General features: G+C 45.0%; 13 protein-coding genes. 2 read left to right on the top strand and 11 right to left on the bottom strand.

All coding sequences use genetic code 11. The annotated features are described in order from the left end of the window. Nucleotides 1-108 precede the first annotated feature (108 nt). Nucleotides 109-549: a hypothetical protein gene (locus GPK88_RS09220; protein WP_148446241.1), complete on the top strand. Its 441-nt coding sequence runs from the start codon at nucleotides 109-111 to the stop codon at nucleotides 547-549. A gap of 73 nt (nucleotides 550-622) precedes the next feature. Here GPK88_RS09220 and GPK88_RS09215 read toward each other — a convergent pair whose 3' ends face one another. From GPK88_RS09215 to GPK88_RS09175, 9 genes are all read right to left on the bottom strand, one after another. Further along, nucleotides 623-1,069, bottom strand: coding sequence for a YwiB family protein (locus GPK88_RS09215; RefSeq protein ID WP_148446243.1), 447 nt, complete (start codon nucleotides 1,067-1,069; stop codon nucleotides 623-625). A gap of 9 nt (nucleotides 1,070-1,078) precedes the next feature. Further along, complete coding sequence (murI, locus tag GPK88_RS09210; RefSeq protein WP_147603129.1) at nucleotides 1,079-1,900, bottom strand: glutamate racemase; 822 nt, start codon at nucleotides 1,898-1,900, stop codon at nucleotides 1,079-1,081. A 59-nt stretch (nucleotides 1,901-1,959) separates the two neighbouring features. Then, nucleotides 1,960-2,199: a hypothetical protein gene (locus tag GPK88_RS09205; RefSeq protein ID WP_173762220.1), complete on the bottom strand. Its 240-nt coding sequence runs from the start codon at nucleotides 2,197-2,199 to the stop codon at nucleotides 1,960-1,962. Between the two features lie 61 nt (nucleotides 2,200-2,260). Further along, nucleotides 2,261-3,946 (bottom strand): GerAB/ArcD/ProY family transporter, encoded by a 1,686-nt coding sequence (locus tag GPK88_RS09200; protein WP_173762219.1) that lies wholly within the window; start codon nucleotides 3,944-3,946, stop codon nucleotides 2,261-2,263. Then, nucleotides 3,943-5,493, bottom strand: a complete 1,551-nt coding sequence (locus tag GPK88_RS09195; protein ID WP_148446249.1) for a spore germination protein — start codon at nucleotides 5,491-5,493, stop codon at nucleotides 3,943-3,945. The genes GPK88_RS09200 and GPK88_RS09195 overlap by 4 nt, the downstream gene beginning before the upstream one ends. 29 nt (nucleotides 5,494-5,522) lie before the next feature. Beyond that, nucleotides 5,523-6,224, bottom strand: coding sequence for a GntR family transcriptional regulator (locus GPK88_RS09190; RefSeq protein ID WP_021976976.1), 702 nt, complete (start codon nucleotides 6,222-6,224; stop codon nucleotides 5,523-5,525). Then, nucleotides 6,214-7,095 carry a 4-(cytidine 5'-diphospho)-2-C-methyl-D-erythritol kinase gene (ispE, locus tag GPK88_RS09185; RefSeq protein ID WP_147603125.1) on the bottom strand — a complete coding sequence of 294 codons (882 nt, stop codon included), beginning with the start codon at nucleotides 7,093-7,095 and terminating at the stop codon, nucleotides 6,214-6,216. The genes GPK88_RS09190 and ispE overlap by 11 nt, the downstream gene beginning before the upstream one ends. Nucleotides 7,096-7,209: 114 nt before the next feature. Further along, nucleotides 7,210-8,757 carry a DUF3794 and LysM peptidoglycan-binding domain-containing protein gene (locus tag GPK88_RS09180; RefSeq protein ID WP_173762282.1) on the bottom strand — a complete coding sequence of 516 codons (1,548 nt, stop codon included), beginning with the start codon at nucleotides 8,755-8,757 and terminating at the stop codon, nucleotides 7,210-7,212. Nucleotides 8,758-8,781: 24 nt separating this feature from the next. Beyond that, nucleotides 8,782-9,228, bottom strand: a complete 447-nt coding sequence (locus GPK88_RS09175; RefSeq protein ID WP_173762218.1) for a protease complex subunit PrcB family protein — start codon at nucleotides 9,226-9,228, stop codon at nucleotides 8,782-8,784. A gap of 142 nt (nucleotides 9,229-9,370) precedes the next feature. Here GPK88_RS09175 and GPK88_RS09170 point away from each other — a divergent pair, with 142 nt between their 5' ends. Next, nucleotides 9,371-10,111, top strand: a complete 741-nt coding sequence (locus GPK88_RS09170) for a lysophospholipid acyltransferase family protein (RefSeq protein WP_173762217.1) — start codon at nucleotides 9,371-9,373, stop codon at nucleotides 10,109-10,111. A gap of 27 nt (nucleotides 10,112-10,138) precedes the next feature. Here GPK88_RS09170 and GPK88_RS09165 read toward each other — a convergent pair whose 3' ends face one another. Both GPK88_RS09165 and pflA read right to left on the bottom strand, forming a co-directional pair. Then, entirely contained in the window at nucleotides 10,139-12,253 is a 2,115-nt protein-coding gene (locus tag GPK88_RS09165) for a diguanylate cyclase (protein WP_173771919.1), read from the bottom strand. Nucleotides 12,254-12,407: 154 nt separating this feature from the next. Beyond that, nucleotides 12,408-13,157 (bottom strand): pyruvate formate-lyase-activating protein, encoded by a 750-nt coding sequence (pflA, locus tag GPK88_RS09160; protein ID WP_147603121.1) that lies wholly within the window; start codon nucleotides 13,155-13,157, stop codon nucleotides 12,408-12,410. Nucleotides 13,158-13,165 lie beyond the last annotated feature (8 nt).

Below are 13,165 nucleotides of genomic sequence, written 5' to 3'. Positions count from 1 at the left end.
TCTTTTTCACTTTTCTTTTATCTTGCCTTTTTGGGAAAACAATGCTAAAATGTTTTGTACGTAATGTAACCGATTGCGAAACAAATATACATACAGGGGGATTCTCAAATGAGTACAGTTACCATTGTTCTTCTGGTCATCCTCGTTATTCTGATCGCAGCATTAGTCGCACTCTACTTCTTCGGAAAGAAGGCTCAGAAAAAACAGGACGAACAGCAGGCTCAGATCCAGGCCAACAAGCAGACAGTTTCCATGCTGATCATCGATAAAAAGCGGATGCCACTGAAAGATTCCGGACTTCCACAGATGGTCATTGACCAGACACCGAAGCTTATGCGTCGTTCCAAACTTCCGATCGTAAAAGCTAAAGTTGGTCCGAAGATCAGCATCCTCATTGCAGATGAGAAAGTCTTTGATCTGATCCCGGTTAAGAAAGAGATCAAAGCTGAAGTCAGCGGTCTTTACATCGTTGGCGTAAAAGGAATCCGTGGTTCTCTTGAAACACCACAGAAGAAGAAAAAAGGCTTCCTCGCAAGATTCCGTAAATAATCCGAATACAAAACAACCGCCGTGCTCTCAGGATTTTCCTGATGTACGGCGGTTATTTTTTATGATGCTGGTATTATAAGACAAAATCCTTACAGTCTCTTGGCTGCACCTGAATTGCCAGGTAGCAGTCTGCCACATGTTCCTCATTCATATCCAGCGCATAATCTGCTTTCATCTGAAGATTCTCTTCGCTTTCTTTAAGCTCCAGGCTTGTAGCTGCAATTCCCATCTGAAGTGTTCCATATGGAGTAGTATAATAGGTCATGTTTTTCTTTCCCTGTTCAAATACCATATGGACATTTACCAGGCCTTTTTTGCTTACTTCCAGGCCTTTTTCTGACATTTTTATGTAATTGATTGTGGGTTCGGCAGTTTCATCCAAAAGTTCCTCATATCTGAGATAATGGGAACCGTTGCGGAAATAATACTGTCCCGGCACAACGATCTCGATCGGCTCCTGGTCTCCCTGTGAGTCCATCATCTGAAGCCCTCTTACATGGATCAAAACTTCTTTTTGCATTTTTTTCTCCTAATATTTCTCAATATCGATCTTCTGTGTCTTTTCTACATTATATGGAAGAATGGAATTGGCAAAATCCTTGAATTTCTCGGCAAGGTCACTTACATAAAAGCGGTATGGAAATTCTTCCTGTGCAGCTTCATCACTGGCAAGATCCATCCCGGCCAGAAGCTTCTTCAGTTCCAGCGCCGTTTCATATGCCGGGTTTACAAGGCGGACCTCCTCACCCATAATCTTCCGGATCGTAGATCGCAGAAGCGGATAATGGGTACAGCCAAGGATCAGCGTATCGATCTCCTGATCCTGCAGCTCCTTTAAGTATCTTCTGGCTACTTCCTCTGTAACCGGATCGTGATACCATCCTTCTTCCACCAGCGGTACAAATAAGGGGCACGCCTTTCCGATGACTGTAATCTCCGGATCCAGTTCTTTCAGATAAGAAGCATGGATGCCGCTTCCTACGGTACCTACCGTACCGATGATACCAACACGCTTGTTTCTGGTTTCCTGGGCTGCCACTCTGGCACCGGCCTCGATCACTCCCAGAATAGGAATATCCAGCTCATCTTTCACCTCATCCAGAGCAAAAGCACTGGCTGTATTACAGGCTACAACAATGGCCTTCACCTTCTGTTCCTGCAGAAAATGAATGATCTGGCGGGAGTAACGGATAACCGTTTCTTTGGATTTGCTTCCATATGGAACCCGGGCTGTGTCTCCGAAATATACGATTTTTTCCGAGGGAAGATTCCGCATGATTTCCCGGGCTACGGTCAATCCTCCGATACCGGAATCAAACACACCAACCGGTGCGTTTCTGTCTATATTCATTGATCTTATTCTCCTGAAATAATTAATCGAGCGCTATAATTACTCGTTGGAATATTGTATCACCAATCCAGCGCTTTCGCAAGCCAGAAGGAGATCTTCACCGGCTTATTTTCCCCGTTATCCTCCACTTTTTCAAAGCAGAATTCCGGGTAGATGGTTCCCCACCATGCATAAACCTTCGGGTTTTCAAAATCCGTAATTCTTTTTTCCCAGGTGCCGCCGGCAATGATTATGGCTGCCAGAAGAAAAATCCCCCATGTTCTTTTTAATATATACTTTCCTGTTTTTATCGCATTCATAATCAAACCCTCCTGATATCTTTTTGATGGATATCAGGATTATTAACAACCGGACCTTTGTTTATTCACGGTTCCCGTAATCCACCTCCAGAAGATCCCCGTTTACCCATACAGACGGAATCCACGGCAGTGTTCCGTCCTGGTAAAACTGATGATACACCTCTCTTAAAGTCACTCCTTTTTTCTGCTGCCCGGTAGTACGGTTCTCCTGTATTCCCTGAAGATATTCACCCACAGAACTTTCCTCTGCTCCCTTCCAGCGAAAAACCTCTCCCAGCATTCCTGTCCGGAACATATACACATCCTCTCCCACATGTTCTTCCTGCTTCAGGTATTCAAGAAATATCTTTCTGTTTTCTTCTGTCATCATACTTTCATCCAGAATTACTACCTGAAGGTGTCCCAGATCCAGAAATTTTTCCTGGGACCGGTTATAAACTTTTTCAATCTCATGAAAGTTTTCACCTGCAAGAGTCAGTACAGAAACCGGATCTTCCTCCGGCTTCTCCTGTCCGGTGGTTACATTCATATCCGGCATGGCATACTTCAGCACAAAACCTTCTTCCGAAACACCCGCGCCCAGTGCCAGTGGATACATCCTTTTTTCCGGTTCCACTGCCGCACACCCGGTTCCTATAAAGCTTATGAAGAAAAACAGGCTCGCAGACACCATTTTTTTCTTCCACCGGCCTCTATTTTCCACACTGAGAAAAATCTGGATCACAAGAAGCAGCGGCACAAAAATATATGCCAGATACCAGCCATAATACGTTTCTATCCCGGTGCCATTTTTTTCATAAAGTGAAAGAATCCATCCTGCTGCCGGAATCCAGTACCGTCCACTTCCAAGCTTCGTTTTCTCCGCAATCTGATTCCCGTAATGGAAAAGACTTCCCAGAGAAAAAAGAAGCCCGAACACCAGAAATCCCATCCAGATCACATCAAATCTTGCCAGCACATTTCCCGGAAGATCTGCCCCGTCCAGAAGAGGCAGCACCGGATATGTTTCCGCCAGAAGCCTGTTTTTTCCAAATACAGCAGGAAGCAGAACCTGCATACCAAGGACAATTCCACACACGGTAAGAAAGGCCAGGATCACCGGCTTTCTGGCACTTCCCTGTTTTTCTACTTTTTCAAGCCCAAAAGGCAGAAGCCCCACTCCGGAAAAAACACAGAGAAATGCATACACATCCCGGATCATCCATTTCCCGGAAAACCTGCTACCGGTACCCTCCACGGTTTCCAGAAAATATTCCGCTTTTCCCTGTCCTGCACTCAAAATCATAAGAAGGAGAATCCCTGCCAGAAAAATCCCTCCGGAAATTTCCGCAATCCTTCCTCTTCTCTGCATTCCCCGGTGCGTTCCCAGACTGCATGCTGCCACAGCAAGCAGAGACAGCCATTTCCCGGAAATCCCGCTGATCAGACTCTGTGGAATTACTTTTGCAAGAAGATCCGCCAGAAAAGCCGTACTTAAGATTACATATAAAAGAAAGAACAGTCCAATAAACCGTACAGTAATATTTCCTGTCATTCTGGAAAGTTCTCCATAAGCAGGAGCAAGACGGATCAGCCAGATCACATAAAATGAAAGAAGCACCGCCGCCAGGATCGTCCCTGCCATAGCATTCACTCCCAGCATTTCTCCGTTTTTAAAAAGGCACAGAAGAAAAGGCGCCGGAAACACAAGTATGATCTGCCGGAAAAGCTGTCTGTGGGAAATCCTGTTGTTTTCTGCAAATCTCATAATCCTTTTCCTTTCTGCCTCCACGGCTTTGTCCGCAGTCTGCGCTTCTGGTCATCTCTTGCATACAACGGCCGGAATTTCCGTTTCCGGAATGGCTGGCGCAAAATTCTTCCTCCTGTTTCCGCCTGGCCGTTTTTTTCTACAAAGGGTACCAGATATGGGACACCAAAACTTAAAAGTCCTGCCAGATGTGCCGCTGTCAGATACAGTCCCAGCACAATTCCGAAGATGCCAAGATATCCTCCCAGAAAAAGAAATCCATACTTCAGAAGCCGGAACGCAGACGCAAATTCCTCATTGGGGATCGCCAGAGATCCAAGCGCCGTTAATGCCACAATAATTACCACCACGGGGCTTACCAGATTAGCCTCCACAGCTGCCTGTCCAATAATCAGGCCTCCAACAATCCCGATGGCATTTCCAAGAGCTCCGGGAATCCGCACGCCCGCCTCCCGGATCAGCTCAAAAGACAGCTCCAGGAACACCAGCTCCACCACGCTGGAAAACGGTACGCCTTCCCTTGCCTGTGCAAAAGAAAGAATCAGATTGGCCGGAAGAATCTGAGTGTGGAACCGTATCACAGCCAGATAAAGTCCCGGAAGCAACGTTGCCACAGCCATAGCCAGATACCGCAGCACACGCAGGAATGAAGTCATTTCAAAACGGTTGTACCAGTCCTCACTGCTTTCCATAAAACTGTTAAATGCACCTGGAATCACCAGTGCCACCGGTGAGTTGTCGCAGAGCAGAACGGCTTTTCCATTGAGAAGTTCCTGTGCCGCCCGGTCCGGACGTTCGGTTGTCTGAAACTGAGGGAACGGCGAATACCATGCTTCTTCGGTCAGCTGTTCCAGCATTCCGCTATCCAGAATTCCGTCCACAGTAAAAGATTCCAGCCGTTCTTTCACTGCGGTCAGAAGTTCTTCGTGCACCAGATCTTCCACGTACAGAAGCTGCACCACTGTATTGGAACGCACCCCGATGCTTTGCTGCTCTACTTTAAGACGGGTATCCCGGATCCGCTTCCGCACAAGGGCCGCATTGGTTTTTACGCTGTCGCAGAAGCCTTCTTTGGAACCCCGCAGCACTTTTTCCGTTTCCGCTTCTGATACATCCAGCCCCGGATAGCCTTTGCTGGATATCTTCATGGCCCTATCATAACCATCCATAAAGAAAACCGCATTTCCGGAAAGAACAGCCCCGAAGACTTCTTCCATGGAAAAAAGTTCTTCCACATCCGCAATTCCGAGACTGTTTCTCCTGATAAATTCCCGAATCTTTTCTTCCGGGATTTCCCAGAAATGATTGATCATCTTTCCAATGGCAGAATCGTCCAGCATCATGTTGGAAACTGCCACTTCAATATAAACCATCAGACAGTCCACTTTATGACCCTCTCCCAGGCGCATGGGCCGTATCAGAATATCATCGCAGTTTTCGCAGCGCTTCCGGATATAAGATTCATTTTCATGGAGAGATACTGAAATCTTTTTTTCTTCCACAGTTTCACCGTCCTTTTCCAATAAAAAAAGAGATGCCAGTGGCATCTCTCTTAATATCCCCGGATATCCGGTTCTTATTCTTTTTTCTCGGATTCTCTGGCTGCATTCTCCGCGCGGATGGTACGGATAATTGCCATTCTCTGATTCTCCAGATGGTGAAAAGAAATATCCTGTGCTTTCTGCACATCACCCTCCCGAATCGCTTTTACCAGTTCTTCGTGTTCGCTGACAAGAAGATTTCTGGTCTGCTCTTCCTTCAGATATTCCACGCGGTAACGGTACATCTGTTCCCGGAGATTATTCAGTACCTGGTTCAGGCGCTTGTTATCGGAGGCCTGGTAAATGATCTCATGGAACGCCACATCCGCTTCCGCAAGACGAACAAGATTTCCCTCTGCTTTTGTTTTTTCGAATTCTTTGGCTGCCACCCAGAGCCGTCCAAGCTCCTCCTCTGTAATCAGCTTGCATGCCTTTTCTATAGCTACGTTCTCAAGTGCAATACGCACCTCAAGAACATCATTCAGATCTTTTTCAGTAATGCTTGCAACCTGGGCTCCCCGGCGCGGAATCATTACCACAAGACCTTCCTGCTCCAGCTTACGCATTGCCTCACGCACCGGTGTTCTGCTGACCCCCAGACGCTCTGCAAGAGCGATCTCCAGAAGTCTTTCCCCCGGTTTCAGTTCTCCTTTCAGAATTGCCTGCCTCAAGGTGTTAAAAACAACATCCCGAAGCGGCAGATATTCATTCATATCCACAGAAAAATCACTTGTCATTTGTAACTCCTCCATCCCTGTTGTAAATATCCGTGGCAAATACTGTTTTTGCCAGTCCGCTCTTTCTGAGACTTCTGGCTGCCGCCGCCATCTTATCTCTGTTATCAAAAATACCAAATACCGTTGGACCGCTTCCGCTCATCATCGCTTTCAGCGCTCCCTTTTCTTCCATGAGTTCTTTGATATTTCCAATTACAGGGTACTGGCGGATAATTCCAGGCTCAAATACATTCTCCATTTTTGATGCCATGGCATAAAGATCACCGCACTCAATATCCCTGATAAGGCCATCAATATCCGGATGTTTCCCGATTCCCGCCAGATTCAGATTTTCGTAGGCAGTTTTTGTGGAAACATTGATTCCCGGTTTTCCTACCAGCACATAGCATTCCGGAACTTTCGGAAGTCGCTTCAGCTTCTCACCGATTCCCTCCGCAAGGGCTGTTCCACGCATAATGCAGTACGGAACATCTGCTCCTACCTTCACTGCGCGCTCCATCAGCTGCTCTTCCGTCAGGCCCAGATGAAACATCCGGTTCACACCTACAAATGCGGCCGCAGCATCAGAGCTTCCGCCTGCCATACCTGCTGCTACCGGAATAAACTTGCGAAGTTTAATGGAAAGTCCCTCTTCAATTCCAAATTCGTCCATCAGCATCTGTGCTGCTTTATATACAAGATTCCGGCTGTCTGTGGGAATAAACGGAAGATTGGTGGTCAGCACGATTCCCGGCCGTTTCGTCTTTCTGATATCCAGGATATCATACATACGGATGGTCTGCATGATCATGCGTACCTCATGATAGCCGTCCTCTCTCTTCCCCAGAACATCAAGTCCGAGATTGATCTTTGCCATTGCTTTTAAACGCATAAGCCCCTCCATTTGTACTTTGTATACAGTATTTATATGTATATTTTATATGATTTTCACAGTCTTTTCAACAGCAAAATTTTCCAGCTTTTTTCATTTTCTGCTGTTTTTTTCTCATTTAATCTGTCCTTCTACTTTTTTCACCACAAGAAGCGGTGTTCCCGGAGATGGCTCCTGGTTTTCCTTAAGCCCGTTCAGAGTGCAGATTTCTTCAATGGATGTATGATATTTTCTTGCAATATCCCACAGCGCATCTCCCGGTTTCACCATATAAATCAGTATTCCCGGCATGGCCTGGATTTTTTTCATATCCAGAGGTTTTTCTTCCACTTTATCAATAATAAATACCGGTTCCCGGATCACCGCAAGAAGATTCAGGCCCACTGACGCCCGGATCTCGATTTCGTTGCCGTCTGCCATGGATGCAGAAAGCTGTTCCAGTTCCGCCTTTAACCGGTAGCTGCTGTCCGGTCGGATACCTCTTGCTTCCACCACATGAGAAAACGGGATCATAGCCTCCATGGAATAAAAAGGCATCCTGTCATTTCCGATAATATACAGAATCTTCAGCATGACCACTCCATCTGCCTGCACTCCGTTCTCCACAATCCTGGTCTTATCGATTTTTACTTTTCCCTGGCTGTGACAAAGCTGAAGAATTTTTCCCTGGGTTTCTTTTACCTGAATACGGTCACTGATCCGGCATCTGGAAAAATTCCGCACCAGCAGTCTTTCCAGGACTTCATTTTTTCCTTCCGGAATGCATTCCCGAAGAGGTGTATACACATCTGTAACCATTGAACATTCTTCCTCCCGGAAAAACTTCATATCCAGTTCCAGCACTACATCAGATACAAAAATTCTTTCTTCTCCATCTGCATCCGGCTTTACTTCCAGGCTCTGGTGCATTACAGACACTTCAATATCCGGAATCAGTTCCTCCGTACAGTCCGGGCATTCCACTTCCCCGGAAAAGGGCAGGGCGTATTCCAGCCATTGCACCGGTGCTTCTGTATCTTCCGATTCATACAGCACAAAAACTGACAGCTCACCTCTTGCTTTTACGATATTTTCTTCCGGTTTCAGCTCCAGCCCCCGTACATCCATGGTATACCAGATCAGTCCGGAAATATCCGGGCGGTTGGAAGCAATGGTATATTCATCTTTGATCCGGAAGGTGTCTTTTTTATGTACAGTAAGTCCCAGGAAACGTACCTGCTTCTTTCTCACAGAAATGTCCGTAACATCCAGCGCTACCGGAAGCCGGATCTGCTCCGTCTCATCCACAGCTGCATAAAAAGTTACCAGGGCTTTGATATTCAGCTTTCTGGAATGGATCAGCCGGAGCGTAAGATCCTCTATTTCCCACTTCAGGCACATTTTATCCCCATTTACAATATCTTTCAGGTTTAATGTTTCCTCAAAAGGCAATTTTGCTGTAAGACTGCTGATAATTCCGCTTTCTTCCCCCACATAAAGAACATCTACCTGCAGATCTCCACGCAGAATCCCTTTTCCATCTGCAAGGCGTACATCCTCCATAATGATCCGTCCCTTATGCTGGATCAGTCTTCCCACATCCGGTTTTGCATCCGGTACATTAAAATCCTCATCAAAAGTAACCTGGCTTTTCGCCCTGCTTTTTTCTCTGAGTATCTGCATACTTTCCTTTTTTAATTCCACAGTCTAATCCCCTTTCTCAGATACTTTTTCTGATTTCCTGCTGCCTTCCCGGAAAGTTACCGGCTTTTTCTGGCGCCGGGTTTTTATTACAATGGAAGGATATGAGGGAACTCCGGCTTCGCTCAGATCCTTTGGTCCCAGAAGTCTCGTAATAAAAAAAAGACCGTTTCCGGATTCTCCAAGTTCTTCTACCTGAATACTGTACCCGCCGCTCATCTGACGGCCATATCCCTTTACCAGGTACAGATCCTCCCCTGTTTCGTAGCTTAGCTGAAATTCTTTTTCCTTTTTTTCTTCCATGATCCTGGAAAGTTCTTCCGGGATATCCGAATGTTCCACTACCGTATAGGAAACCGGTTTTCGATCTTCTTCCTCAATCCGCACAAACCGGCAGCCGGAAAGCAGAAAAGCTGTTACTACAGCAATCAGCAGAAAAACTGATTTTTTCATAATTCCCTCTTTTATCAGCAGCCTGCATTACTCAGTATTTATTCTATGTAATCCGGTAAAGATTTATTGCAACTATCGGAAATTCTTCGTATAATGGTATCAGGATGCGAAGCTGCATCAAAATATAGAAAGGACAAAAGACATGATTCGATTTATACTTGTCTGTATCGTTGTCATCGCTTATCTGGTGCTGACGATCCCGGTTCTTCTGGTGGAATGGATCATCGGCAAGTTCTCTCCAATGACCAAGGATATCAGTTCCCTGCGCATGGTACAGGCCATATTTAAATTTATCCTGTGGATCACTGGTGCCAAAGTCACCGTCATCGGTGAAGAAAATGTTCCGAAAGATCAGGCCGTTCTCTATGTGGCAAACCACAGAAGTTATTTTGACATTCTGCTGACCTACAGCCGCTGCCCGATCCGTACCGGTTATGTTGCCAAAAAAGAAATGGAACGTTATCCGCTGCTTTCCAACTGGATGCGTAATCTCTACTGCCTCTTCCTTGACAGAGAAGACATCAAACAGGGGCTGAAAACCATCCTTCAGGCGGCAGACTATGTAAAATCCGGCATTTCCGTGTGCATCTTCCCGGAAGGAACCAGAAACAAAAATGCTGACGAAACCGATATGCTGCCATTTCATGACGGAAGCTTCAAGATTGCAACCAGAGCCAAAAGCCCGATTATTCCTATTGCAATCAGCAATTCCGCCAATATCTGGGAGGCCAATTTTCCAAAAATGTCTCCTACCCACGTGGTAATTGAATATGGCAAACCGATCATTCCATCTGAGCTTGACCGGGATACTCAGCGTCACCTGGGTGCGTATACTCAGAGCATTATTAAAGAAATGCTTATCAAAAACAAAGAGCTGGTGTGAGCAATGTTTCACACCAGCTTTTCTGATCTATACAGATTCTTTTTTATTTTTCAGGAACGTCTGTTCCCCCCCCATTGTCGGGACGTTATCCATGTATTCTTTTTTTATGTCTTCAGACACGGATTTAAAGAACTGTTCTTTTGTTTTTTCGTAGCCGTCAAATTCTGAGGTAGCACTTCCCTTATCTTCAGTCTCCGTACGCTCTTCTGCCATTGAGATCATTTCTTCTTTCAGACGGCTCTGAATATCTTTCAGGCATTCCAGAAGAAGCGGATTGAAGGTACCGCACTCTCCATTCAGGATCATCTCAACAGCTTTCTCATGAGAATAAGCTTTCTTATATACACGTTCGCTGATCAGCGCATCGTATACATCAGCCAGTGCAACTACCTGGGCAGAAATCGGGATTTCTTCTCCCTTCAGGCCATCCGGATAGCCTTTTCCATCATAACGTTCGTGATGCCATCTGCAGATATCATGGGCAATCCGGACCAGCGGTTCGTTTTTATAATATTCCAGGCTCTCCAGCATGGAAGCACCAATAGCACTGTGTGTCTTAATCACCTCAAATTCTTCTTTGGTCAGTCTGCCCGGCTTATTCAGAATCTTATCATCAATACCGATCTTTCCGATATCATGAAGCGCAGACGCTGTAACAATCATTCTTCTTACAGAGCTGGACAGATCATACTGATCCGTTTTCTGTATCAGTCTCTCCAGAATCAGTTCTGTAATAATATTGATATGCAGAACATGGGCACCACTTTCACCATTTCTGAATTCTACAATCTGGCTTAAGATGCTGATCATCATACGGTTGTTCTTTTCTTTTTCATAAATCTGATCTGTAACAAGAACCAGCAGTCTTCTCTGTTTTGCATATAATGTAATGGTGTTGTAAACACGTTTGTATACAATCTGGGCATCAAATGGCTTTTTGATATAATCCGCAACTCCCAGATCAAAGGCACGTCTCACGTAGGAAACGGAATCTTCACCGGAAATCATGATAACCGGAATATCCTCAAGCCAGTTTCTTTCATTCATATAGCTCAGTACTCCAAATCCGTCCAGCACCGGCATAACAAGATCAAGAAGTACCAGAGAAATTCCTGTTTCATACTGTCTCAGGAGTTTAATGGCTTCCTCTCCGTTAGTCGCTTCCAGAATGTCATAATCTGCTCCAAGCATTTCCGACAAAATGCAGCGGTTCATCTCGGAATCATCTACGATCAGGATCGTCAGCCTTGTTTTATCCTGCAGAAGGATCTCCTGTGCGCTGTTTCTTCCTGCAATCTCATTTTCACTGATCACGACCATATTTTTGCGCTGTTTCGCACGATACATAAACTTATCCGCACGAAGTACTGCTTCTCCCAGTTTTTCTCCGGTAGAAAGTACTCCGCCAATACTTACTGACAACTTCAGCTGAGAATATCCAGGAACTCTGGCTGCATGAACTTCTTCCTGGATTTCCTTCAGTTTCTTGGTAAAATTATCCACATTGATGTCCGGTATCAGCAGAAGAAATTCATCTCCTCCGAAACGAACAACCTTGTCTGTCTTACGTACATGTCGACGGATAACCTCCACAACTACCTTTAATGCTTTATCACCTGCATCATGTCCATAGGTATCGTTATAAAGTTTAAAATCATCCAGATCCACCATAGCCACGCCGGCAGAACTCTCCAGATTTCTGACCTTATCCTCATAATATCTTCGATTAAAAACACCTGTAAGAGCGTCTTTATACAATTTATCCGCATATCCACTGAGTTCTGCGAGAAGATTCTCTCTGTCTTCTGAATCAATGATATCGTCATCTTCCAGATTATTGATCATTTCCATGATATATGGTTTGCCATCAATATTCAGATATTTGGAAATTACCTGATAAACTTTAGAGTCTACTATTTCTATTTTTGTTTTCTGGCGTTTTTCTTTCAGTGCTTTTCTGGAAATACAGTTAGTACATCTTTCGTCCTTACCCCATATGGAATAGCACTGACATGGGGGCTCTATTCCCTCTCCTGTTTCCAGTGTTTCTCCATCCAGCAGACGTACAATAGAAAAAACCTGCTCCAGCTGCTGCTTCATCTCCTGTACTTCCTGCATTGTCATGATATCCTTTAGCTCCATTTTTTTTCCTTCACTTTATACGTTACCTTGATAATCTTTTTTCTTCTTCTTATTATTACATAATGATATCACTATTTATTTTCAAAGTATAGTAAGAAATGACAAAAAAAACCATATCCATGTCTATTTTTCGACATGTGATATGGTTTTTACATTAATGTGCTCCTGCACCCAAAATCTTCTCTGCATTTTCAATCCGCTCTTTTGTTGGCGGATTAATCCCTTTCAGTGGATAATCAAGATGAAGGTTTTCCCACTTGAAGATTCCAAGTGTATGATATGGAAGAACTTCCACTCTATCAACAGTTTTCAGGGTTGCGATGAAATCAGCCAGGCGATGGAGATAATCGTCACGATCATTACGCTCCGGTACCAGCACGTGACGAATCCACATGGATACACCCATATCCGAAAGTTTCTGCGCCATGGCAAGGATGTTTTTGTTGGTACATCCTGTGAGAATCTTATGCTGTTCCTCATCAATATGTTTGATATCCAGCATGACAAGATCTGTATATTTCATCAGCTCTTCCCATTTTTCATGCCATGGGCCCTCTTCTGTGTAAGGATTGCCGCTGGTATCAAGAGTTGTGTGGATTCCCTGTTTTTTGGCTTTCTTAAAAAGTTCAGTGAGGAAATCGATCTGTAACAGTGGCTCGCCTCCACTCACAGTAATACCGCCCTTACTTCCCCAGTAAGAGCGGTATCGACAGGCTTTTTCAAGCAGCTCATCTGCTGTGTACTCCGTTCCTGTTTTCATTTGCCAGGTGTCCGGATTGTGGCAGAACTGGCAGCGCATGGCACAGCCGCTCAAAAAAATCACATACCGGACTCCTGGTCCGTCAACAGAGCCGAAGCTCTCCAGTGAGTGGACGTAGCCAGTGATTTTTTTCTGGTCGTCCATATTTTTTA

Origin of the sequence: Blautia sp. MCC269 (assembly GCF_018785655.1) — a bacterium.
Lineage (GTDB): Bacteria > Bacillota > Clostridia > Lachnospirales > Lachnospiraceae > Blautia_A.
Note: the sequence above shows the minus strand (reverse complement) of the source record. Positions and strands in the feature narration are given on the sequence as shown.